This is a genomic window from Bacillus sp. FSL K6-0042, assembly GCF_038006685.1.
GTDB lineage: Bacteria > Bacillota > Bacilli > Bacillales > Bacillaceae_G > Bacillus_A > Bacillus_A pseudomycoides.
The window spans coordinates 3875303-3900176 of sequence record NZ_JBBOVS010000001.1 but is presented as its reverse complement, the minus strand read 5'-3'; the positions used below and the strand labels follow the sequence as shown (position 1 = coordinate 3900176).

The 24874-nt window shown below is 35.7% G+C and carries 20 protein-coding genes, 5 pseudogenes and 1 riboswitch; of the genes and pseudogenes, 12 read left to right on the top strand and 13 right to left on the bottom strand.

The genetic code is table 11. The features are described from left to right. The first annotated feature begins 100 nt into the window (after positions 1–100). Positions 101–643, top strand: coding sequence for a phosphatase PAP2 family protein (locus MHH45_RS20025; RefSeq protein WP_088093790.1), 543 nt, complete (start codon positions 101–103; stop codon positions 641–643). Positions 644–702: 59 nt separating this feature from the next. Further along, positions 703–1329: pseudogene (locus MHH45_RS20020) on the top strand (glycosyltransferase); the annotation flags it as partial. An 81-nt stretch (positions 1330–1410) separates the two neighbouring features. Here the strand turns inward: MHH45_RS20020 and MHH45_RS20015 are convergent. Both MHH45_RS20015 and MHH45_RS20010 read right to left on the bottom strand, forming a co-directional pair. Further along, a complete protein-coding gene (locus MHH45_RS20015; RefSeq protein ID WP_016116751.1) occupies positions 1411–2019 on the bottom strand; it encodes a molybdenum cofactor guanylyltransferase in 609 nt (202 codons plus the stop codon). After that, positions 2016–2525, bottom strand: coding sequence for a MogA/MoaB family molybdenum cofactor biosynthesis protein (locus MHH45_RS20010; protein WP_016116752.1), 510 nt, complete (start codon positions 2523–2525; stop codon positions 2016–2018). The genes MHH45_RS20015 and MHH45_RS20010 overlap by 4 nt, the downstream gene beginning before the upstream one ends. Before the next feature lie 411 nt (positions 2526–2936). On the opposite strand from MHH45_RS20010, the gene MHH45_RS20005 reads away from it, so the two are divergent. Then, positions 2937–3116, top strand: a complete 180-nt coding sequence (locus tag MHH45_RS20005; protein ID WP_016116753.1) for a hypothetical protein — start codon at positions 2937–2939, stop codon at positions 3114–3116. Between the two features lie 211 nt (positions 3117–3327). After that, a pseudogene (locus MHH45_RS20000) lies at positions 3328–3669 on the top strand (GNAT family N-acetyltransferase); the annotation flags it as partial. A 326-nt stretch (positions 3670–3995) separates the two neighbouring features. On the opposite strand, the gene metK reads toward MHH45_RS20000, so the two are convergent. Beyond that, positions 3996–5195 carry a methionine adenosyltransferase gene (metK, locus tag MHH45_RS19995; protein WP_016116755.1) on the bottom strand — a complete coding sequence of 400 codons (1200 nt, stop codon included), beginning with the start codon at positions 5193–5195 and terminating at the stop codon, positions 3996–3998. A 164-nt stretch (positions 5196–5359) separates the two neighbouring features. Beyond that, a riboswitch (SAM riboswitch) is annotated at positions 5360–5482 on the bottom strand. A 229-nt stretch (positions 5483–5711) separates the two neighbouring features. Between metK and pckA the strand changes: the two genes are divergently transcribed. Next, positions 5712–7298, top strand: coding sequence for a phosphoenolpyruvate carboxykinase (ATP) (gene pckA, locus MHH45_RS19990; RefSeq protein ID WP_016116756.1), 1587 nt, complete (start codon positions 5712–5714; stop codon positions 7296–7298). A gap of 347 nt (positions 7299–7645) precedes the next feature. On the opposite strand, the gene MHH45_RS19985 is transcribed toward pckA, so the two are convergent. Beyond that, positions 7646–8017 (bottom strand): ATP synthase subunit I, encoded by a 372-nt coding sequence (locus tag MHH45_RS19985; RefSeq protein ID WP_016116757.1) that lies wholly within the window; start codon positions 8015–8017, stop codon positions 7646–7648. 455 nt (positions 8018–8472) lie between these two features. Between MHH45_RS19985 and MHH45_RS19980 the strand changes: the two genes are divergently transcribed. Then, positions 8473–8694 carry a hypothetical protein gene (locus tag MHH45_RS19980; RefSeq protein ID WP_016116759.1) on the top strand — a complete coding sequence of 74 codons (222 nt, stop codon included), beginning with the start codon at positions 8473–8475 and terminating at the stop codon, positions 8692–8694. A 28-nt stretch (positions 8695–8722) separates the two neighbouring features. On the opposite strand, the gene MHH45_RS19975 is transcribed toward MHH45_RS19980, so the two are convergent. After that, positions 8723–9628, bottom strand: a complete 906-nt coding sequence (locus MHH45_RS19975; RefSeq protein ID WP_016116760.1) for a DMT family transporter — start codon at positions 9626–9628, stop codon at positions 8723–8725. Between the two features lie 114 nt (positions 9629–9742). After that, positions 9743–10066 (bottom strand): iron-sulfur cluster biosynthesis family protein, encoded by a 324-nt coding sequence (locus tag MHH45_RS19970; RefSeq protein ID WP_016116761.1) that lies wholly within the window; start codon positions 10064–10066, stop codon positions 9743–9745. A gap of 135 nt (positions 10067–10201) precedes the next feature. Here MHH45_RS19970 and MHH45_RS19965 point away from each other — a divergent pair. Both MHH45_RS19965 and MHH45_RS19960 read left to right on the top strand, forming a co-directional pair. Further along, positions 10202–10762: pseudogene (locus MHH45_RS19965) on the top strand (Nif3-like dinuclear metal center hexameric protein); the annotation flags it as partial. Next, positions 10763–11095 (top strand): hypothetical protein, encoded by a 333-nt coding sequence (locus MHH45_RS19960; protein WP_016116763.1) that lies wholly within the window; start codon positions 10763–10765, stop codon positions 11093–11095. It abuts the pseudogene before it with no gap. Positions 11096–11217: 122 nt separating this feature from the next. Here the strand turns inward: MHH45_RS19960 and MHH45_RS19955 are convergent, their stop codons facing one another. The 6 genes and pseudogenes from MHH45_RS19955 to MHH45_RS19930 all read right to left on the bottom strand — a co-directional run bounded on the left by MHH45_RS19955 (position 11218) and on the right by MHH45_RS19930 (position 17180). After that, complete coding sequence (locus tag MHH45_RS19955) at positions 11218–12438, bottom strand: ATP-binding protein (protein WP_016132134.1); 1221 nt, start codon at positions 12436–12438, stop codon at positions 11218–11220. 336 nt (positions 12439–12774) lie between these two features. Then, a complete protein-coding gene (locus MHH45_RS19950) occupies positions 12775–13974 on the bottom strand; it encodes an ATP-binding protein (RefSeq protein ID WP_016116765.1) in 1200 nt (399 codons plus the stop codon). Positions 13975–14350: 376 nt separating this feature from the next. Beyond that, a complete protein-coding gene (locus MHH45_RS19945; RefSeq protein ID WP_016116766.1) occupies positions 14351–16168 on the bottom strand; it encodes an acyltransferase family protein in 1818 nt (605 codons plus the stop codon). Positions 16169–16434: 266 nt separating this feature from the next. Beyond that, a pseudogene (locus MHH45_RS19940) lies at positions 16435–16620 on the bottom strand (YwbE family protein); the annotation flags it as partial. A gap of 19 nt (positions 16621–16639) precedes the next feature. Continuing rightward, positions 16640–16831, bottom strand: a pseudogene (locus MHH45_RS19935) (metallophosphoesterase); the annotation flags it as partial. A 52-nt stretch (positions 16832–16883) separates the two neighbouring features. Then, complete coding sequence (locus MHH45_RS19930; protein ID WP_006096292.1) at positions 16884–17180, bottom strand: DUF3986 family protein; 297 nt, start codon at positions 17178–17180, stop codon at positions 16884–16886. Positions 17181–17300: 120 nt separating this feature from the next. On the opposite strand from MHH45_RS19930, the gene MHH45_RS19925 reads away from it, so the two are divergent. From MHH45_RS19925 to MHH45_RS19910, 4 genes are all read left to right on the top strand, one after another. Then, on the top strand, positions 17301–18305 hold the full coding sequence (locus MHH45_RS19925; RefSeq protein ID WP_088093789.1) for an ABC transporter substrate-binding protein: 1005 nt from the start codon (positions 17301–17303) through the stop codon (positions 18303–18305). A gap of 11 nt (positions 18306–18316) precedes the next feature. Continuing rightward, the gene (locus MHH45_RS19920) at positions 18317–19081 is read left to right on the top strand and encodes an ABC transporter ATP-binding protein (protein WP_006096294.1); all 765 of its coding nucleotides are present in this window, start codon (positions 18317–18319) and stop codon (positions 19079–19081) included. Beyond that, positions 19074–19880: an ABC transporter permease gene (locus MHH45_RS19915; RefSeq protein WP_016116768.1), complete on the top strand. Its 807-nt coding sequence runs from the start codon at positions 19074–19076 to the stop codon at positions 19878–19880. The genes MHH45_RS19920 and MHH45_RS19915 overlap by 8 nt, the downstream gene beginning before the upstream one ends. 634 nt (positions 19881–20514) lie before the next feature. Beyond that, positions 20515–21861, top strand: coding sequence for a SpaA isopeptide-forming pilin-related protein (locus tag MHH45_RS19910; RefSeq protein ID WP_088093788.1), 1347 nt, complete (start codon positions 20515–20517; stop codon positions 21859–21861). 455 nt (positions 21862–22316) lie between these two features. Here MHH45_RS19910 and MHH45_RS19905 read toward each other — a convergent pair whose 3' ends face one another. Then, positions 22317–24422, bottom strand: coding sequence for an N-acetylmuramoyl-L-alanine amidase (locus MHH45_RS19905; protein WP_077295718.1), 2106 nt, complete (start codon positions 24420–24422; stop codon positions 22317–22319). Positions 24423–24874 lie beyond the last annotated feature (452 nt).

Genomic DNA, 24874 nt, shown 5'->3' with positions numbered 1-24874 from the left:
CTAACGTTTTCTTTACAAAATCTTATTATTCCCTCAATAAAACCTTATTAAAATAGAAGATATAATCTCAATATATATGTAAATGCGGGGGAGAGATTTCATGAAAGCTAAATCCGTCAGCTCCTTATATAAAATAGAATGTTACATTTTTAAAGGAATTAACCGTTACTTTGATCAAAAAACATTAAATATCTTTTTCCGTACCATTACACATATCGGTGGTGCACTCTTTTCCATCTCGCTTACGTTATGCTTTCTTATATTTTCACAGGGTCCTCTACACGATGCAGCAATTGCAGCAGCTCTTTCATTAACAATTAGTCATATTCCTGTGCAAATATTAAAAAGGTGGTATCCACGCAAACGGCCTTATTTAACAATTCAAGATGCAAAATATCCATCGCATCCATTAAAAGATCATTCTTTTCCGTCAGGTCATACAACAGCTATTTTTTCGGTAGTTGTTCCATTTATTTGTTATGATCCAAACTTATTAGTCGTTTTACTTCTATTAGCAATTATTGTAGGAATTTCCCGCATCTATCTCGGGCTTCATTATCCATCAGATGTATTTGTAGGTATGTGCCTTGGCACATGTTCTGGCATCATCTCTTTTTATCAATTCATTCCATTTTTCATGTAAAGGAGAGATTGGATGAGAGTCGCCATATTTACTGATACATTTACACCGCAAGTAAATGGCGCGGCGTAGATTGTTCACTCTTCCATCAGGCTTACAATAAAGACCTATTCCGAAAAAAATATAATATTACTGCTCCATACATTCTTTCCTATGTCGGACGCATTGCCCCTGAAAAAGATATCGAAACATTGCGTACACTGATTCACACACCAATAAAAGAACGAAAAGATAATATTCATTGGCTCATTGCAGGAGATGGTCCCCTTGCTGAAGAATTACGTAAAACTTTACCAGCAAACGTTACGTTTACAGGATATTTACAAGAAGAAAATTTAGCAGAAGCTTATGCATGCTCCGATCTCATGGTATTTCCATCGGCCACAGAAACGTTTGGCAATGTCGTTCTTGAATCGCTCGCATGTGGTACACCAGTCGTTAGTGCGAATTCTGGCGGAGTAAAAAATATTATTACAGATGGAAAAACAGGTTTTCTTTGCGAACCCAAAAACTCGAACTCATTTTTATCATCTATTTATCAGTTGTTAAATAACGAAGAAATGCGTAAACAAATGGGCATAGCCGCTAGATTCTACGCCACTACACAAAGCTGGGATGAAATTTTTCATGGTTTATACATGCAATATGAAGAGGTGCTTCACCAAAACAATACCGAACTACTTGCGTAATAAAAAAATTGACCTCAAAACATATAGCAATGAACTCATCCATCGTATTCATAAAGAGCAAAAAGGTATGACTCTATAACGTCATACCTTTTTGCTCTTTTTCTCATTCAGTAACCGCGTATATTCCTCTTTTGTATTTACATTCACAAATAATTCTCTCGCTACATTCCATTCCTCTTCCATCACATATTTTACGTTGCACTGTGATAAAAGTTGTTCCATACTTCGTTTTTCTTCATTTAGTAATGCGTATATTTTTTCTTTTACACGATAATGATACGCTGCTAATAACGGCTGCTTTCTTCCATCAATAACCGGAACAATTGCCTCATATTCACCACTTATTTGTCCTACTAATGCTGTAATCCACTCATTTGAAAGGTTCGGTGCATCACAAGGCGAAACGATATACCACTCCGTCTCTATATGCTCCATCCCCGATACAATTCCAGCAAGCGGTCCATCTCCTTTATAGAGAGAAATATCTTCTATAACAGGAACGTCTACTAAGGTAACAATTCTTTCTTTTATATCAGGATGACTAATCACAACTACATCTTGTATAGTATCCCGCATCATTTGAACAATCTGTTCGATAAAAGTATGTCCTTGCCAGCTTGCCAATGCTTTCGGCTCACCAAATCGTCTCGACATACCACCAGCTAATACAATCCCAGCGAGCTTTTTCATTGACGATGCAGCTCAAATGTAATGTGTCCTAACTCTGGTAAAATTAATTTATTCATCGCAAGGCGAACTGCCCCGCTAGAACCTGGCATCGAAAAGACAACTTTCCTTCCAATTGTTCCGCCAATTGCTCTACTTAGCATTGCAGCGCTGCCGATATCTTCTAAATAACTAATCATCCGAAACAATTCACCAAATCCAACAATTTCTTTATCTAATAATGCCGAAACTGCCTCAATCGTAACATCACGCTTTGTAATACCAGTCCCTCCATTTGTTAAGACAACATCAACATCTTCTTGATGATATCCACTTAATACAGCTTGCCTAATACTTTCTTTATTATCTTTTACAATTTCATAAGCGGTTACTATATGGCCCGCTTCTAATAATAATTCTTTTAACAATTTACCACTCTTATCCGTCTCTTCTGTACGTGTATCAGAGATCGTAATAATTTTACAACGAACCTCTGTGGGTGCTTGTTTTTTATGTTCTATTACGCTCATTTTTATTCGCCCCTTCTTATGAACTACTCATAATTTTATCATATCGTATAGAAATTTTATTACATATGAAATACATCACATATCCACAATTATCTATTACATGACCGAAACATCATGATACAATATAAGTATATATAACCATAAAAAGGGAGTTTATCTATACCTCTATTTTATAATCCTAAACAACCTGTCCCATGAATTCCTTTTCTTATAATCCTAATTCCCTTCCAATTCATTACCTATAGATTAGATATCAATTTTCTAAAATGATACCTATTCATGCTAGACGACTCTATTGGCTATTATCGAGAACCGTGGTTCCTCTTGCTTTATTTTATTTCAATGGATTAGGAATCGCACGAAATAACCAGATACATACTAAATAAATTTTCATACTTAGGAGGTTCATTCATGGAACTTTATCGAAAACTCACAACGGTATTTATCCTTCTATTTGTCGCTTCCATCAGTGCTGGGATGGCATTAAAGGATGCTGTTCCATATTCAGCAATTGGCGGCTGGGGATTTGCGACACTCTTTTTACTATGCAGTGCATTTTGTGCTGGAAAAGCGCGTCAAAAGAAAGGCTGATGACCATTATTTCGCAAAAAACCTACAATTTGCAGATCATGCGGAAAAGAGATTCAAACATATGAAAAAGCATGGGTTCATATGCCGTTCCCTCCAAGCGGGATGACAAATATGAAAAAATATATTGAGCTTGATGGAGAAGTATATTGTGGTTCGTGTGTTGGAGTATTCACGAAACAAAATAATGAGGTGAAATAGGAGATATACCGAATTGTTCGAATCAAATCGAATTCGCTTACGAAAGTTTTCAAAAGACGATATTCCCATCTATCACCTTTGGCGAAACGATATAGAAGTTATGAATACCACTATCCTTAGTCTTGATGTCCATTCCGTTCAAGAAACAGAAGCGTTTTGCAAACAAATCATCCACTCTCCCACTTCTAAAAGTTATATCATTGAACAAAAAGATAGTCATCTTCCCATTGGCCTCACTTCTTTAATTAACATCGATCCACACAATCGAAATGCGGAATGTATTATTGATATCGGTAAAAAGAATTGCTGGGGACAAGGATACGGGAAAGAAGCCTTAACAGTGTTATTAAATTATGTTGCTTGTAACTTCACTACTTGCTTTTTGTTGTAAATGCTTGAATACTACAACCACTCTTATAATAGGCAATATATTATCTCCAATAATCTCATATTATTTTATCCATGTAACACGTGATGAATATTTTTGGGGATATTTTAAACCATTAACACCCATCTAATTATTCACAGTAGTTAGCTTCCTAAATTTGATTTCATAATTATGTGCAATCAAATTAGCCAATATATATTTGAATAAAGTTCAAGATTAACTTTACCCAAATATGTGTTAACATGCCTAAAAAAAAGCTTTGCGCCTTCGCGCAAAGCTTTTTTCTTCTTATATTATAGACCAGCTTGCTCTTTTAAAGTTGCTGCTTTGTCTGTACGTTCCCATGAAAGGTCTACATCAGTACGTCCGAAGTGGCCGTAAGCTGCTGTTTGTTTGTAAATCGGGCGACGTAAGTCTAACATTTTGATGATACCAGCTGGGCGAAGATCGAAGTTGTTACGAACTAGTTCTACTAGTACTTCTTCAGATACTTTACCAGTGCCGAATGTATCAACTGAAATTGATACTGGTTGTGCCACGCCGATTGCGTATGCAAGTTGTACTTCTGTTTTTTCAGCAAGACCAGCTGCTACGATGTTTTTCGCAACATAACGAGCTGCGTATGCTGCAGAACGGTCAACTTTTGTTGCATCTTTACCAGAGAATGCACCGCCGCCGTGACGAGCGTATCCGCCGTAAGTATCAACGATAATTTTACGTCCTGTTAAACCAGCATCCCCTTGTGGTCCACCGATTACGAAGCGGCCTGTTGGGTTAATGAAGAATTTCGTTTCCTCATCCATTAATTCTGCTGGTACTACAGCTTTGATTACGTGCTCTTTTAAGTCGCGATCGATTTGTTCCCATGTAGCTTCTGGATGATGCTGTGTAGAAATTACAATTGTATCGATGCGTACTGGTTTACCATTTTCATCATACTCAACTGTAACTTGCGTTTTACCGTCTGGACGTAAATATTCTAATGTTTCATCTTTACGAACTTCCGTTAAACGGCGAGCTAATTTGTGAGCAAGTGAGATTGGAAGTGGCATTAATTCTTTTGTTTCATTACATGCGAAACCAAACATTAAACCTTGGTCCCCTGCACCAATTGCCTCAATCTCAGCGTCAGTCATTTGACCTTCACGTGCTTCTAATGCTTGGTCAACACCCATAGCGATGTCAGCAGATTGCTCATCGATAGATGTTAAAACTGCACAAGTTTCTGCATCGAATCCATATTTTGCACGAGTGTAACCGATACCTTGAATTGTTTCACGAACGATTTTTGGAATATCTACATAAGTAGAAGTCGTAATTTCCCCCGCTACCAATACTAAACCAGTTGTTACTGTTGTTTCACAAGCTACACGTGCATTTGCGTCTTTTGCTAAGATCGCGTCTAAAATTGAATCAGAAATTTGGTCACAAATTTTATCTGGATGTCCTTCAGTTACAGACTCAGATGTGAACAGATGACGTTGTTTTGTCATGTGGTAAACCTCCCTACAGTAATCGTATATATTGTACGGAACTCATCCTTAATTTGCCACAAACTGCGACATTCATTTATTCTCCCACACAAGTATAAAGAAAAACCTTTCCTATATAGAGGAAAGGTTTGATTTGCTACTTGCATACTGCTTTTTGCCCTTCGCTCTTATCGTTCGAGACCGTTCGCCTCGCACAGGTTTTAGCACCTATTCACTTGTTTATTACCGTTACAAGTGAGGTTGCTGGGCTTCATCGGGCCTGTCCCTCCGCCAGCTCGGGATAAGAGAGTATCCGTCCCAACCTATACTAAAGAAATGATATTCATTTGTCAATTAATATTCACATATTCCTACAAGTTTTTCGCATTATTTGTCGGACAAAATATAAATAGGAAAATAATACATTCGCACAAACAAAAATAAATAAATAGTATACATTATTTATATGATTGTGTTATACTCTTGATGGGGATTACGAGAAATATTTCATTAAAATGAAAAGGATGGTATATAAATATGAGTACTGTGAATGTCCAAATTGGATTACACGAATTACTGAACGGAAGCAATGCACAGGTTCAATTAAGCGTTCCACAATTAGTGGAAAAAGTACTAATGAGAAATGAAGGAAAATTAACTTCTACTGGTGCCGTCTCTGCTTCTACAGGAAAATATACAGGACGTTCTCCTAAAGATAAATTCATTGTGAAAGAAGCGTCGGTTGCCGATAAGATTGCTTGGGGATCTGTAAATCAACCGATTTCTGAAGAACATTTTAATAAATTATATACAAAAGTATTAGAATACTTAAAGGAAAAAGAAGAATTATTCGTATTTAAAGGATTCGCTGGTGCTGATCGTAACTATCGTCTTCCATTACAAGTTGTTAACGAATATGCATGGCACAATTTATTTGTACATCAATTATTTATTCGTCCAACTGAAGAAGAATTAACAAATCATGAAGCTGAGTTCACAATTGTTTCTGCACCAAGCTTTAAAGCAGATCCAGAGATCGACGGTACAAACTCTGAAGCATTCATCATGGTTTCATTTGAAAAACGCATCGTATTAATCGGTGGTACGGAATACGCTGGAGAAATGAAAAAATCAATCTTCTCTATTATGAACTTCTTACTTCCAGAACAAGATATTTTATCTATGCACTGCTCTGCAAACGTAGGTGAAGAAGGCGATGTCGCTTTATTCTTCGGTTTATCTGGAACAGGTAAAACAACATTATCTGCTGACCCACACCGTAAATTAATTGGTGATGATGAGCACGGTTGGTCTGATAACGGTGTATTCAATATTGAAGGCGGTTGCTACGCAAAATGTATTAACCTTTCTCATGAAAAAGAGCCGCAAATTTTTGATGCCATTACATTCGGATCTGTACTTGAGAACGTTGTAATTGATGATCAAACACGCGTTGCAGATTACAATGATACTACATTAACAGAAAATACACGTGCTGCATACCCAATTGATGCGATTGATAATATCGTCGTACCAAGTGTTGCTGGACATCCAAATACAATTATTTTCTTAACTGCTGATGCATCTGGGGTATTACCTCCAATCAGTAAATTAAATAAAGAGCAAGCTATGTACCATTTCTTAAGCGGTTACACTAGCAAACTAGCTGGAACAGAGCGCGGCGTAACATCTCCACAAGCGACATTCTCAACTTGCTTCGGTTCTCCATTCTTACCACTTGATGCATCTCGCTATGCTGAAATGCTTGGTGAGAAGATCGAGAAACATGATGCAAAAGTATTCCTAGTAAACACTGGCTGGACTGGTGGCGAATACGGCGTTGGAAAACGTATGAACTTAGGTTACACTCGCGCAATGGTGCAAGCCGCATTAAACGGCGAGCTTGATAACGCTGAAACAGTGAAACATGACATCTTCGGTCTTGAAGTACCACTTCATGTACCAGGTGTACCTGATGAAGTATTAATGCCTGAACAAACATGGGCTGATAAATCTGCTTACAAAGCAAAAGCAATCGAACTTGCAGGTGAATTCACAGAAAACTTCAAGAAGTTCGAGAACGTTTCTGAAAACATGATCAAATTAGGCGGTCCAATCGCTTAATTTAACCTTTACTGTTTGAATACCCCTTTACTCATATGAATAAGTATGTTGTAGCCTAAAAAGTGCGCGTACTCACCGACAAAACCCATGCGGCTTAATAGGTTACACATACTTACAATAAAAAAGAAGCTTACGATAAAAACGTAAGCTTCTTTCTATATATATTTTGATTTTCCAACGTATAAATCGCGGCTTCGGAAATAAAAGTGGATTCCCCTCTCACTTGCTCTTTTTGTTTTCACACGGCATGGGGCAAAAAAAGGCACTGACCGCTTCTATCCATGGACGGACGCTCTCTTCCACCCCAAAAGAAAAGGTTTTATACCGTTTTTTCAATTTGTATTTATCTATTTCCTCGCATCTTTCATGCTATAGTATCCTAAATTAATAACGATTAAAAAATAACCACCCATAATCCCAACAGCAAATGCCCACATGACCATATGATGTTCAATCTCATACATAATAATCGCACCGAGTATCGCTGCTGCAAAGCGATTAATCATACCAAGTGTTGGTGCCTTACTCTTTTTTACAATACTATCTCCAAGCTTTTCAATACGTCTTCCTAAAATCCAAACACAATACATACTAACGAGTAAACCAATCCCCACACCTAAAAAGTGAGCAGAAAAAGGTGTCATCGCCCAGCCTAATAGCATCGCGCCTAGCAAATAATACATTTGGATTTTAAATGACCTTAGTGACATACTAATCATGCAATTCTCCTTTATCATTATCATCTTATTTACATATCATCAGACTTCATCTGTTACATTCAAAGAAAAACAACATAATCACTACGCTTATGTTGTTAAAATATTTTTCGGAAATAACATTATACAAGATTTCTAGTTTGAAAGCAGGATCATTTTGTGACGTTTTTGCAAACATTTTTTCATAGATTTATAAAAAAGTGATATCAATCTATAAGATTATGGATATGATGTATATATATCCGCTTTAATTTTCCAACATATAAAATCGCTGCCACGAAGCACCAAAATTCACCTGCACTCTTTTCCTCTCTCTGTTCTAACTTGACATGGGGTAGGAAAGGACTCTGACCGCTGCTACGCATAGCCGGGTCCTCTCTCCCACCTAAAAAGAAAGGTTTTACGTCAGTTTTTCAATTTACATGCATGTAGTAAGTACACAAAAAAGGGGGCGTATAATGATTTATTTTTTAATGGCTCTCATTCACCTCATTATCCCTGCACTTATAGGACTCTCATTATATTGGTACACAAAAAAACATAGTATCTTCTATGCTGTCCTCGGTGTTCTTCTCTCCGGAATTATTCTCATTGCACTGTTCCGCACACCTTTTCTTAACTTAATCCCACTTATTACTGCCATTTTGTTCCTCATATTTCTACCCAAAATAAAAAAATAGGAAAGCAGATCATGACTGATCTGTTTTCCTATTTTGATATATGTTCTGACACGACAGGCTGCGTCCTAAGTTTTTCGGATTTCACAAACCATAAACCGAAAAAAATAACACACCCACCAATTATTTGTTGTAATGAAATCTGTTCTTTCGCCCATACCGCTGCAAATACAACCGCAACAAGCGGTGTAATATACATATATACCATCGTATGAGAAGCTCCAATTTTTTGAACACCAATATACCACATAACTAAACCGAATACCGTTACAAAGAAAATAGAATATAATAGTGCAAACCATGTCATTCCTTGTTCAATTTGAAACGGCATCGAAAAAATATGCCATCCGCTTAGTATAACAAGAGGAATCGCTCCAACAACTGCTGACCATGCAGTCACACGAAGCGCTGAATATTTTTTAATAAGTGGTCCTGCTAACACTGGATATAGCCCCCAGCACATTGATGTAATCAGTCCAATTCCATTTCCGTAAAAAGACCCAACAAGCGAATGTCCAGCTAATAAAACGAGAGCGGCTCCCCCACAGGCTATGGTAGAACCAACTAATTTTCGCGAAGAAAATTTCTCTTGCTTAAGCAAAATGGCAAACATCGTTGTAAAAATAGGTGAAATAGAAATGAGTAAAGAAGCGTTCGTAGCGGATGTATATTTAATAGTTTCCATAAATAACGTTTGATACAATACGATACCGACAATACTCACAACAATGAGCCTTAGTATGTCCCTTCTCTCCATATACAATGACTTTTCAATATAAAATGTAAGTAGTAATAATAACGGTGCTGCTGCAATCATACGGAGCGCAGTAAACTCAACTGCTGAAAACTCCTCAAGTCCGTATTTCCCGATCGTATAATTTATCCCCCAAATGATAACAACATTTAAAAGTAATAATTCAATCCCCCATCTTCTCATGCGTAATCCCCTCCGCACAGATGATTATACAGAAAATTTAATTAAATGTACATTTTATAAACTGAAGAATTTCATAAGAAAAAGGAGCGTACAGTTTGCTCCTTTTTTCATAAGTTATACTCGAATATGAAGTTTCATATTCGGATTATAAAACTGATTCGGACTCTTCAATTGAAAATGTCCACCTGATTCATGTAAATCAACAGTCAATTTATCATCCATAAAAACAAGCTTTGTGCGATCCGCAATAAACTGTAGTTTATTTGAATCAATATCTACATCACGTTCATCTTTCTCTGATACAGCCACCAAATCAATAATTCCACTCATCACACAGCCGCATCCTTCATTATCATAAAATAATTTTATAAACTTCGCTTCACTTGGAATCGTATCCATAATCTTTTTATATGCTGCATCCGTTACAGTAACGTACATATATTGTCCCTCCTACCTCAGTACATAATTCTTATATTGTACCATTCTTTTTATAAATTCTATCCATTTATTGTATACAGAAAATTAAGACTAATATAAAATGTATGTGATAAAGGAGGATGAATTATGCCAGCTTTACAAGAAATCAAAGATAAAGACCTTTCTATTTATACATGCCATGTTCCAATGGATCATCATCAAACATATGGAACAAGCATTGCGATTGCAAAAGCTCTAGAGGCCGATATAGTAGATGGTTTTGCTTATGATGGTAAAGATATACCATGTGGACTCATTTGCAAAATTCCTGAAACAACAACAAGAAAACTCGAAAAACAACTAAAAGAACTCTTTCACATTCCGTATATAGACTTTGAAGGCAAACGACATGAATTTATCACAAAAATTGCAATTATCGCTGGATGCGGTGATAAAATAGATCTTCTTAAAGAAGCAGAAGAAAAGGGCGCTGAGGCGTATATTACAGGTGAAATTCATTGCCATATTGATAACGAATACGGCAAACATAAGTATTCACTAATTATGGACTATGTGAAAGAAACGAATATGTCGCTTATCGGTGTGTCACATTCTGCTTCTGAATACTTAGTGAAGGAAACATTGATGCGTAATTGGTTTATAGAAAACTTTGATGTGGATGTTGTTTTACTTCCGCAAAAGAAATGGTGGTATTAAATGCGCATTCGAAAAATTTTTTTCATATTTCTCATTCTTACCTGTTTTTTATTAGGTGCATGTAAAAATAACCCTGAAGACGAATTAAGAAAAACAGTGTGGGATCAATTATCTGAACATACGAAAGAAGAACTAAGTGATGGCTGGAAGCATGCTACAATTACAACTGAAACATTGCAAGCCGGAATATCTTCGGTCAAAGATTCCTCTTATATAGGAAAAGAGGTTTTTCGTATTTCGTTCCCATCTGATCGTTCTTACAAACTTGGAAATGTAGATGCATTTGTTGATATGAAAACAAAGAAAGTAATTGGATTTGGTCTACGAGATTAAAAAAGATTGGCTAATACTGCGGATCCTTTAATTATCAGGAATAGATAATTAATCTAATAAGGTATATGTAACGATCATTTTAAATAAAAAGAGAGGATTTACTTCCCTCTCTTTCTCATTCATCAGTGAATTGGTAACACAATCTCAACTGTAGTCCCTACTCCAACTTCACTCTCAAATTGTATCTTTCCTTGATGTTCTTCAATTATCTTATAGGTAACCATTAATCCTAAACCAGTTCCATCATCTTTCGTTGTATAAAAAGCTTCGCTTAGTTTAGGCATTTTGTCTTTCGGTATGCCACATCCCTCATCCTTGATTCGAATTATCATTGCATCTTTTAATGTAACTTCAATGATAATTATTCCACCATCTTGCATAGATTCAATCGCATTTTTTATTAAATTTAAAAACACTTGTTTTAAACGTTTTTCATTACATGTTATACTTGGTAACTCACCTTTATAAATGGTATGTATTTTAATTCCTCGTTCCGAAGCAGACTGTCCCATAATTCTTACCACGTATGAAAGAATGTCTTTTATATTATGATTCCCGCATTCCATTGGCTTAGAATTTCCAAGCTCCACCAGTTCGGTGGCAATTGTATCGATTCTTTCGATTTCTTGCTCCATAATATCACAATAGGCTTTATCCTCAGGATACTTTTCTTTTTGTCCTCTAACAAAACCGTTCAACAGCATCAATGGATTACGCATTTTAAAACCGATAACTGTTGCCACCCTTCCAATTACAGCCATCTTCTCCGATTGTTGCAATTCCTTATGTGTCATTTCAATTGTGTGTATATAAGATTGGAATCTCAATAAAATAATCCATCCTATAATGGAAAACAAGCTACAAAGAACAATAGGAATGAGAACAATAAAAGAATTCACAATGAATCCCATTAAAACATACTTTACTATTGTCCCTCCCGTTACTAACCAAAAATAGCGTTTATTTACAAATAATGGTGCGAAAAGAAAGAAAAACCCTTCCACTATATTCCCTGCATCAAACTCTAAATCTGTTCCATAGTAAATGATAAAATTATGAATGAAATCTAATATATTATATCCTATGAAAATAATATATTTCACAGCATATGGGTTCTGTCGCTTCGCCACATATATTCCCACAAACACCAATATAACCATGAGAATATACAACCATATCCCTAAACCCCTTTCTAGAATTTGCCCCCCATCTCCTCCCCCTTCTAGCTTAGGCATAATATAATAATATGCAACATCATAAATAAAAAAAGTTGTAAAGAACAAACTTAAAAACAGCTTTAACGTTCGAATCTCTTCCCTTGTTAATTTATAAACACTGTCCATGTAGTAACTCCTCTATTCACAATACACATACTTCACGAATCTTGCCTTCTATATAAATCCATTTTGATTTTTTAACATAAATTATGTTTTCTGTCGATTTTTCAATTTGTATTTATATAAAGTGAAACTTCCATCACCCGTCGAGCTTTTGCGGGATAACTCCTTTTTGATTTTTCACATATAAGCTGCTATGAAAAACAAAAGGTGACCTGCATTCGTTTTCTCTCTTTGTTTTCACTTGGCACGGGGCTGGAAAAGGATCTGACCGCTTCTATCCATGGCCGGATGCTCTCTCCCACCTAAAAAGAAAGGTTTTATGTCGGTTTTTCAATTTTCTTATATAGGTAAAATAATGTCTACTTTCGTTCCTACGTTTCTTTTACTCGTAATGTGTATTTTCCCATCATGTTCTTCAATAATCTTGCAAGCAACAGTAAGCCCTAAACCGATGCCATTTTTCTTTGTCGTATAAAAAGCTTCTGTTATACGCTGCAAATTCTCTTCCTGCACACCGCACCCATTATCTACAATACTTACTATTGCACCATCTTCATTTCTTTTGTTTATATGTATTTGAAGTGTTCCGCCATGTTCCATCGCTTCAATTGCGTTCTTTATTATGTATAGAAATACTCCTTTTAATTTACGATGATCACAATCTATTTTTATTTGATCAGGTGCAACATCATAAATGAGATACAGCTGTTTCCTATTGATTTCTGCACTCATTTCTTTCAACGCATTTGATACAATTTCTTCTATTAAATAACTACTGTAGGTAGAGGGTTTATAAGTTGCCATTACCATAAGCTCACTTATCATATTGTTTATATGCTCAATTTCATCAATCATATGTTCATACACTTTATCATCTACATATTTCTCTTTCTGCAATTGTGTAAATCCCCTTAATGATGAAAGTGGATTTTTAATTTCATGTCCAACAGATGCTGCCATTTTTCCAATAACTACAAGCTTTTCAGACTCTCTTTTTTCTATCATCACATTATTTACAGTAGAAAGATACTGTAGAAATCGATTCAATAGGAGATACGTTACAAATAATAAAAGACTATACATAACTAACCGCATAAATGCCTCTTTTTCCCCCAGGGCCAAAAATGCACTATACTTTCCCATAACAATCAAAAATAGCCACAGTAAATACCTTTTACTCATAAAAATAGGCACAAATAAAATAAACACAAATTCAAGTATATTCCTATCATCAAATGCTACCTTATTGTGAATTGCATACCAATACAAATTAAAGCCTTCCGAAAACATATAAGCTATTAAACATATGTACTTAACACGATATGCCTGTTCTCTTTTTATCAGATACATACTGCCTGCGATTAAGCAAGCTCCATACAAAAACTTTGGAACTTGAACATCTAATCTTATAAGTGATACAGAATCTCCTAGCATAATAGAATAAACTATTTCATATATAACCCATACAATATTCAATACCCATAAAAAGAGGCGGGCATTTTTCTTTTCTTCTTGAAATGAGATAAAGTTTCTTTTCACTTTCACACTTCCTCAAAAGCTATATACTTTCTCTATATGATTACTAACACACATTATTATAATAAACGACAATAGTGTTTGACCAAAATAATATCAAATAATGTAGAAAAAGTTTACCCCGACTTATCAATTTGATAAGTCACATAATTTTCAATAATATGTACTAAAAAACGATATTATGTGTTATATACTGAACTTGTCAGGTTAACTGTAAAGAGAACTCCCCGTTCTTTGTGTTTGAACTATTTTGTCTGGCTACCCCGTTATTAAATATAAGTCAAAAAGAACTTGTAGCGTATCTACAAGTTCTTTTTTGATTTCAATCAATCTATTGCATCACACTTTGAAGTTATGTCAAAGTGTGATGCAAATCAAATTATTGATTCACCGCTTTTGCTACAAGCGCAGCATATGCTTCTGCACCTGTTTTCGTTAAATGCACACCATCTGGCTCAAAGTATGCCTTATTATCAGCACTTGCTGAATACCAATCGACTAGTGTTATATTTTTGTAAGCCGATGCTACTTCTTTTAACTTCTCATTCACTAATGATTCCCACGGACGTGGTACCCTCGTATTGATTAATATAATTTTACGTTCATTCCCAATCACTTTTATTAATGATACGAGTTGATCCTTTGTAAAGGCACCATTTGTACCTAATCCAATAATGACATGATTCCCTAAATTCCCCTCATTCTTTAGCTGTTCCACCGCAGGAATTGCTTTAGATAGTTGTCGACCAATTTTTGCATCAATCCTAATATTAGGAAATGAATTTTTCAAATACGGGGCGACGTCAATCATAATGGAATCACCTACAGCTGTAACGGTTTGAGGATCTTTAGGCTTCGCAGCAGCTTCTTGTTGTTCTTTTTTTTGAGGTGGCTCATCAGCTGGTTTTTCCCTAACTGCCACTGGATGTTTCGGTTTTTCTTTTTGTTCCGTTTGTACTGCTTCCACCTTATCTTTTTGAGGATTATCCTTCGCTTTACTAGCTGTTGATAATCCAAAAACAGCGGTCGTAGAAACGAATAGTGCGCATACTAAGGCTAGCTTACCACTTAATGCTAAGTTTTTTATTCCCCAATTCCTAGAGCGAATATTCTTCAATGCCCCTTGTCGGATTGGATTTTCAATAAACTTCCATGAAATTTGTGCAGCTACTATAATAAGTAAAAATTGAAGAATTGCTCTTGTAAGCGAAAACTCTCCAGCATTTACCTTCGGAGTCGTTAACGTGATAATCGGATAATGCCAAAGATATATCCCATACGATCGTACTCCCATCCAACGCAGTGGTCTAAACCTTAAAAATTGAGCAATTCGGCTAGCTGGGTGAGCAAGGTTCGCCACTAATAAGGCAGTAGCAATTGATAAAATGACCATTCCTCCGCGATATAGAAACGGATCATATTGATTCGTCTTCCAAAACATAACGAGGATAATAATAAGAGCAATTCCTCCAACTACGTCAAGAATAAGACGTGCTTGTGGAATAATTTTATTTGCAAGCCTACTGCTCGGCCAAATTAAGGCAAGTGCCGCTCCAATCAATAAGGAAAAAGCTCTCGTATCAGTGCCGTAATAAATTCTGCTTGGGTCAATTCCTGGTTCATACAGAATTGCCATTGCTAGTGCAGAAGCAGCTGCCCCTAAAACAATGAATAAAATGATATGTGATTTCTTTTTTATGTAACGAAACGCCAAGCTAATAATAAATGGCCAAATTACATAGAACTGTTCTTCAACAGCTAACGACCAAAAATGATTCAGTGGAGAAAGTTGGCTAAAACTATCAAAGTACGATAATTTATGATAAATATACCACCAGTTACTGAAATATAATAAAGCTGCTAGCGAATCCCCACGCATTTTTCCTAGCAAAGAACTATGAAAAATTGTAATCCATGCTAAAACAATTACAAGCATGACAAGCATTCCAGGAAGTAATCTCCTTGCCCTACTGAGCCAGAATTTCTTCAAGTCAATCCTCTTATTTCTTTTCCATTCTATAGCTAGAATATCTGTAATTAAATAACCCGAAAGTACAAAAAATACAGTAACACCTAGGAATCCTCCAGGCATCCAATTAAAATTAATATGATATAAAATGACGCCTAGTATAGCTAGACCCCTTAGACTGTCCAATCCAACCATATAGCGACTACTTTTCTTTAATGGTTCGGGCATCCGCCAGTCACCCCCGTATTTCTCTAAAATTACGTGAATATTTACAATATAAAACTCTATCAATATGTATTATCTCTAAAAAATATGAACCGAATCAAAATATTACAAAACCTATTAACAAACACACTCGATTTTTATGATTGCATGCACAGTAACTAAAATTTTACCATGTTATGTATTAACATGAAATAGTCTCATTTATGAACTTTCATGTAAAAAAGGAGGTTATCCTAAAAATTCTCTTTCTAGGATAACCTCCTTTCTTATTAACCGACACTCTGAACTCTACCAATTTTCCCATCTTGTAATCGTACTTTAATACCGTATGTATGCGTCTCCGTGTTTGTTAAAATATCTTTTACAACACCGCTAACACGTTTACTACGATCACTATCCAATACAATCTCTACATGAGAACCAACTGAGATTTGTGATCTTGTTGGTTTGTCTCCACTTGTTTGTACCGACTGTGCTTGTTCTCTTTAATGAAAAAACAGAAAGTTCCGGCTTACTTAAAAACCGTACCGGCATTCTAGTAGTACCAATACCACGATTCACATACAACTGTAATGGCTTACTCTTTCCTTCCAATGAATAAAGCCCTTCTACATATTTATTTGCTAGTGAAGTAGTAATCATAGAACCTATGAACGGAAGCTGTAATATCATAAATCCTGCTACAACTATCAGTAACAAAACGAGAAGGTCAATCACTCTATTTCTGCACTGATTTCTCTAATATACGATGTTCCAAAAGCCATTCTTCAAACTTAGCACTTCCAAATTCCCAGCTTAAGTCATTGGCATGTACAGAAAAAACGCGATACCCGGAATAGTCATCCATAAATTCATCTTCCTGTACCTGTACTAGCGGAATCCCATAAAAAGCAAAGTTAAAAAATACATCCCACACATCTTCATGTTTTCTTTTATAAGCAATCGATTCCACATCAAATTCATCTCCAAAATAATCAAGATGTAAATGCATGCTATCATCATATTCATATTTCATTTTATCACCCCTTATATTTGTACTTCTTTATCATCCAAAAAATTCCTTCTATATCCACTCACATCTAGGCACTTACCTACATACTATGGCAGTAGATTCATTTCTAGGAGGTGTCACATTTTGAAAAAATTTATAGCTGTTTTTTGTATACTTGTACTTACTGTTTTTACGTTTGTGGCTTGTAGTAAAAAAGACGATGCGAAGCAACAAGTGCAAAAAATTCGCATTGGTGAAGTTACACATTCCCTCTTCTACGCACCGTTATATGTTGGGATTGAAAAAGGATTCTTTAAAGACGAAGGATTAGATATCGACCTACAAACGACAGCTGGTGGCGATAAAACCATGACTGCGCTGTTATCTGGTGGAATTGACATTGCACTTGTCGGCTCTGAAACATCCATTTATGTTCACCAGCAAGGAGCAAAAGACCCGGTCATTAACTTTGCTCAGCTCACGCAAACTGATGGTACATTTTTAGTTTCTCGCAAAAAATTAGACTCTTTTAATTGGAACGATGTGAAGGGCGTTACTTTCCTTGGTCAACGTAAAGGTGGTATGCCGCAAATGGTTGGGGAATACGTTTTGAAGAAAAATGGCATTGATCCACACAAAGATACAAATTTAATTCAAAATGTTGAGTTTGCTAATATCGCTAATGCCTTCGCGTCTGGTACAAGCGAATTTGTCCAGTTATTTGAACCAACAGCGAGTATTTTTGAAAAAGAAGGAAAGGGCTATATCGTTGCTTCTTTTGGTACTGAATCTGGAACTGTTCCATACACAACATTTATGGCAAAAGAAAGCTTTTTAAAGAAAGACAAAGCAGCAGCGGAGAAATTCACACGTGCATTATATAAAGCACAACAATGGGTTGATACGCATAGTCCAGAAGAAATTGCCGAGGCTGTTACACCACTTTTTAAAGATACTTCAAAAGATATTACAGTAAAAGTAATCGAGCGCTACAAAAAGCAACATTCGTATGCGACGAATCCATTATTAGACGCGGAAGAATGGAAACAACTACAAAAAATTATGAAAGAAGCTGGAGAATTACAAAAAGAAGTTCCGCATGAGGCGCTCGTCGATACAAAAATTGCCGAAAGCATTATTAAGAAATAGAGGCGAATACGATGAGTTTCTTACAAATATCTAATGTTTCCCACTGCTTTTTTGCAAAAGAAAATGCCCGGCTCGTCCTCGAAGATATTAACTTACACGTAGAAGAAGGGGAATTTATTTCCTTTCTTGGCCCAAGCGGCTGTGGAAAAACAACGCTTCTTTCTATTATTGCAGGACTATTAAAACCAATTGAAGGTATTGTCTTTGTAGAAGATGAGCCAGTGACAAAATCAACTTCTTCAATGGGATATATGCTCCAACAAGATTACTTGTTTCCCTGGAAAACAATTGAAGAAAATATAATGCTTGGGCTGCACATTACAAAAACATATGGAGAGGAAACGAAAGAACATACCTTACAACTTTTAAAGCAAGTCGGCTTGCAAGGCGTAGAAAAGCAATCCCCTCGGGAACTATCCGGTGGTATGCGCCAACGGGCAGCACTCGTTCGTACACTTGCAACAAATCCAAAAATCCTGTTGCTTGATGAACCATTTTCAGCTCTTGATTATCAAACGAAATTAAAATTAGAGGAGCTCGTATTTTCTTTATTACACAAGTATAAGAAAACATCTCTTCTCGTCACACATGACATTGAAGAAGCAATCGCAATGAGTGATCGTATTTACTTGCTTCAAGCAAACCCTGGGAAAATCGCAAAAATATTTTCAGTGCCAAAAAGCATTCGCTCCCTACCACCGTTACAAGCAAGGTACCACCCTGATTTTCCAGCCCTCTTTCAAGACATATGGAAGGAGCTGGAGCGCCTTGGATAATATAAAACAATTACACAAACAGTTTCGAAAAAAAGAGCGTCAGCGTACTTGGACAGCTGCCTCTTTACAATTTTTACTTCTCATTCTCTTCTTTACATTATGGGAAATCTCCAGTAAACAGGAGTGGATCGATCCTTTACTCTTTAGCTCACCTTCAAGTATTTGGGAGTTATTTGTAAGTAAATGGGGAGACGGATCACTTTGGATTCACATGTGGACGACACTGCTTGAGACAGGTATTGGTTTTATTCTCGGTACAGTTCTCGGAACAATTATCGCAACCGTTCTTTGGTGGATACCGCTTATAGCTCGCGTATTAGACCCATACCTTGTTGTGTTAAATGCAATGCCAAAAGTAGCACTTGGCCCGATTATTATCGTTATTTTCGGCCCAAACATCTCCTCTTCGGTCGCAATGGGAGTTATCATTTCCATCATTATCACCATTCTTGTTATTTACAGTGCATTTCAAGAAGTTGATTCTAATTATATAAAAGTAATGGATACATTCGGCGCAAATAAATGGCAATGCTATAAACAAGTTATTTTACCGTCTTCCTTTCCAGCTATCATTTCAACTTTAAAAGTAAACGTTGGATTATCATGGGTTGGTGTTATTTTCGGTGAACTTCTTGTTTCCAAACAAGGACTCGGTTATTTAATTAGCTACGGATTCCAAGTATTTAACTTTACGCTTGTACTGCTGAGTGTATTACTGACATGTGCACTTGCTACTCTTATGTATGTGTTTGTTGAAGGATTCGAGAAACTATTAATAGGTAAGAAAAAAAGAAGCTGACTCCAAACAAAATACTTGGGTCAGTTCTTTCTTTTTTATACCATTATTTTTAAGAAATTATAGCTTTTTTATTAATGTATATAAACAGCTAAAAGAGTGATAAAGGATTAAAATTATTTTACTTTTGAGAAGTATATTCTCTCACAAATATATATAAATGAAATATTATAACATAAAACAACAATAATTTTTATGCAATATTGCATAAAAAAAAGAATTGCAAGCCATGTATTCTCTTAATATAATAAATGTAAAATATAGCTAAATTTTCCGAAAATACAGACAGGAGTTTTGTGAAGGTAAATTGAATAGAAAAAACATTTATTTAATAGGTGGATTGTTAAGTGTATTTATTTTTAAATACATAGATTTAAATTCTAAAAATTGATTTTTTGAATTAGTTTTTAATAGTATAGAATAATATTTACTCCCGTACATTTAGTTAAGTAAGTAGTACCTTTAACAAATATTGCAAATCAGATTAAGCGATAAGGATTATAAGAAAATATGAAATTATAACACAATCATTATTTATACCTATAATTTTCTGAATAATCAAACCAATATTCTTTTACAGCAAATACAATTAGCATGTAAGGTTTTTCCTGAAAATTTGATGAATGGTGGGAATGAAATGAAACGCAGGATGTTAACAAAATGGTTTGGAATTATAAGTTTAATCATTATGTTGCTAGGGGTTTCTATTCCACAAGCAGCAGCCGAGATAATACATCAAGAAAAGTTTCAAATGAACTGGAATTATATTAAATTCAAAGATACTAAAGTAAAGATAAAGGCAGACTTACTAAGAACGTCATCAAAAGATGTTGCATATTGTTTATCACCTGATCTGAATTCACCTAATGGAGATGATCTTTCTGAAATTGGAAAAGAGAATGATTTTGTATATCGTGTCTTACTTTATGGATACCCTCAAAAAACGCCGGCTGAATTAGGAGTTTCTACAAAAGAGGAAGCCTACTATGCAACTCAACTAGCTATCTGGATTGCATCTGAAAAAATTGAAATTGCCGATTCAAAGCCAGAAAACCAACAGGTATATAACCTTGTAAAACATTTGTTAGAAGAAGCTTCTAAAGGTACTGAAGTTCAGGAAACATATTTGAACGTAATACCTACTGGAAAACAAACTGTAGAGCAAAATGGGGAATTTTTTGAAACAAATTTATATAGAGTTCAATCAAATGCAGTATCTGGAGTATACTCAGTTCAAATGGAGGGCGCACCAGAAGGAGTTAAAATTATAAATGAACAAGGTGAAAAAAAGAATGAATTCTCTATAGAGGAAAAATTTAAAGTTATGATTCCCAAAAACGCAACAAGTGGAAATTTCAAGATAAGAGTAAATGCAAAATTGCAGAGCTTACAAGCAGTTACCTTTGATGGCCAACAAAGAATTCAAAATACAACTGCTCTATTACCAAGAATGAGTGAAAAAAGCAGTACAGATATAGTAGTAAGATGGGAATTTTTAGGGTCGTTAAAAATTATGAAGGTAGGAGAAAATAGAGAAGCTTTAAAAGGGGCAGTGTTTGAGGTTGTAAGTGAAAATGGCGATTTTAGACAAGAAATCACTACAACTGAGAATGGGATTGCTACATTAAATAAACTTCCTATTGGTACGTATGTTGTAAAAGAAATTCAGGCTCCAGAGGGTTATGTACTTGATCCTACAATAAAAAAAATGGAAGTAAAAACTGGCGAGATAGCAGAAATAGAAATAAAGAATCAAAAAATAACAAGTGGCCTGGAAATTAAAAAAGTGCATGCTACATATGGAAGTGCTAAACAATCTTATGATATACAAAGTAAAGAGCACACAATAGAAAATGATCCTGCAAGTAAGGAAAAGCATCACCTGCCATCAACAGGAACGAAGTTTCCAACTGACCCGTTTGTAGGACTAGGATTTGTTATTTTAGGAATCTATATATTAAAAATAAGAAAAAATCATAGTTAAAAACTATAAACAATAAGGGGTTTGTTACCAATGCTTAAAGTTAAATATGCTAAGAAATGTTTTGTGAAAAATGTAGATTATAATAATTCCCATAAATGAAAACGCTTTCAATACATACAATTATGAAAAAGCTATATAATATACCTAAACGTTTTTTTGCATACAAGAAATAGTCTAAAATCTTACTTGAATAATAATAAGACAAAAGACAAAGGGTTCTGGTGCAAATATATGAAGAAGAACACAGATAATAGTAACGTGCTTTTAACTTTAAGAATAGCCTAAATGCTTAAGTTGATGGATGTGGGGTGCTGCCCCATCGCTATCAAGCTAAGGTTGTAATTCATCAGAGACAAAAACGCCATCCTTTCCTATAATTCTAGAGAAAGAATGGCGTTTTTTCATTTTAAGAGTGTATTTCTTTTTCCTAGCTTACTAGCGATGTTACGCTACCTCTAATTAGAAAAATATTTTAGAACTCCTTCAAACACAGATTGTGCCAGCACCTTTTGATATTTGTCAGAAGTCAATTTTACTCTTTCATTAGGATTTGATAAAAACCCTGTTTCTACCAATATAGGTGGTGCACTATTATCCGCCTTTAACACACGAAGTTCTGGTCGATCTTTTACAAATCTATTTTTAGCACCTGTATTTTTAATTAAAGCATTCTGTACAGCATTTGCTAAAGTAAGTGCTTCTTTACTTTTTGGGTGTTCAGAATTATATAACGTTTCAATTCCTTCTGCTGCAGTCGCATCGGCTGAATTTACATGCACACTAACAAAAATATCTGCTTTGTTTTCATTTGAAATATGAACACGATCTCCTAATGGAATAAAGATATCTGTTGCTCGTGTCATCACAACATTTGAACCACTCTGAGCTAATAAACTCTTTAACTTCAAACCTACTTGCAGGGCAATCGTTTTTTCGTATATATTTTCATATAATGTCCCTGAATCATATCCACCATGTCCTGGATCAACTATAATTGTTTTACCGAATATGATTGGATTTTCAATCCAAACACCATTTGTATCAAAATAGTATACTTTACCATTCTCTTCTAACCATCCGATTTTCATTGCCCCATTGCCTTGCAGGTAGTACCAAGTTGTTCCTTCCTGTAGCCAACCTGTTTGCATTGCCCCATTGCCTTGCAGGTAATACCAAGTTGTTCCTTCCTGTAGCCAACCTGTTTGCATCGCTCCGTTGCCTTGCAGGTAGTACCAAGTTGTTCCTTCCTGTAGCCAACCTGTTTGCATCGCTCCGTTGCTTTGCAGATAGTACCAAGTTGTTCCTTCCTGCAACCAGCCCGTTTTCATCTCACCAGTATTTTGGAAGTAGTACCAAGTTGTTCCTTCTTGTAGCCAGCCCGTTTTCGCTGCTCCATCGCTTTCTAAATAATATTTTTTATCCCCAAGCTGTAGCCAGCCTGTCTTCATTACTCCATTACTTTCGAAGTAATATTTTTTATCCCCAAGCTGCAGCCAACCTGTTTTCATTGCTCCATTGCTTTCGAAGTAATATTTTTTATCCCCAAGCTGCAGCCAACCTGTTTTCGCTGCTCCGCTGCTTTCTAAATAATATTTTTTATCCCCAAGCTGTAGCCAGCCTGTCTTCATTACTCCATTACTTTCGAAGTAATATTTTTTATCTTCAAGCTGCAACCAGCCTATTTTCATTGCTCCATTGCTTTCTAAATAGTACCAAGTTGTTCCTTCCTGTAACCAACCCGTTTTCATTGCTCCGCTACTTTGCAGGTAATACCAGGCTGTTCCTTCCTGTAACCAGCCCGTTTTCATTGCTCCACTACTTTGCAGGTAATACCAGGTTGTTCCTTCCTGTAACCAGCCCGTTTTCATTGCTCCACTACTTTGCAGGTAATACCAGGTTGTCCCTTCCTGCAACCAGCCCGTTTTCATTGCTCCATTGCTTTGCAAGTAATACCAGGTTGTCCCTTCCTGTAACCAGCCCGTTTTCATTGCTCCATCTTGTTGCAAATAGTACCAAGTAGTCCCTTCTTGCAGCCAACCCGTTTTCTGTTTTCCATCTGGCTGAATATAATACCACTTATTATCTCTATTCACCCAACCTCCTTGTGTTTTAGGTGCTGCCTGTACTGTTTTAACAGTAGTTTGATTCGTTTCTATTTCACTAGTACCTAGTGGTTGCTCACTTTTTACCCCTGCTGTCCCAGGCTGCTTGGTTATATCTTGCTGTATTGTCTTTTGTTCTTGCTGTTTTTGCTCAGGTAATAGCTGATCTTGCTGTTTAGATTGTTCTTGTTTCTCAGTACTAATTTCTTGTTCTTGCTTCTTTTGCTCAGGTAGTAATTGATTGCCCTGTTTAGATTGTTCTTGTTTCTCAGTACTAATTTCTTGTTCTTGCTTCTTTTGCTCGGGTAGTAATTGATTGCCCTGTTTAGATTGTTCTTGTTTCTCAGTACTAATTTTTTGTTCCAAAGGTAGCTGTTCATTCTCTGTTTCAGCCAAAGCTTGCATTGGGCTAAGCACATAGCCTAATGTTAAAACAGCTACTACAGTTTTCTTCAACATGTGTAGTTCACCTTTCCTTATCCACTTGATTTAAAAATATAAAGATCTAATTCTAGCAAGATAATTAAAAACTCAACATTTGATTTCTATAAACATATGAAATCAAAAAAAGCAGCCCCAAAACTAAAAGGCCCTATGTAGCGCGATATGACTACATAGGGCCTTTTAGTTTGGAGATTGCCATAAGTCAAGTTCTCAAAATCCACTAGGATTAGGTGTTACCATACACTAATTTTCATAATTCAATTTAATTCTAATGTTATAATACCAACATTCTAAATGCAATTAAAAAGATAATTTTTCCTTTTTAAGTTTTTTGTTAACTGAATAATATTAAGACAATATATTATTCGGTTAATCCAGTGAGTTTTTGATTGCATGTAATAGTATTAGTTATAACTCTTTGTATTTTTAATGCATATATGTAAGGCATATACTTATACGCACAAACC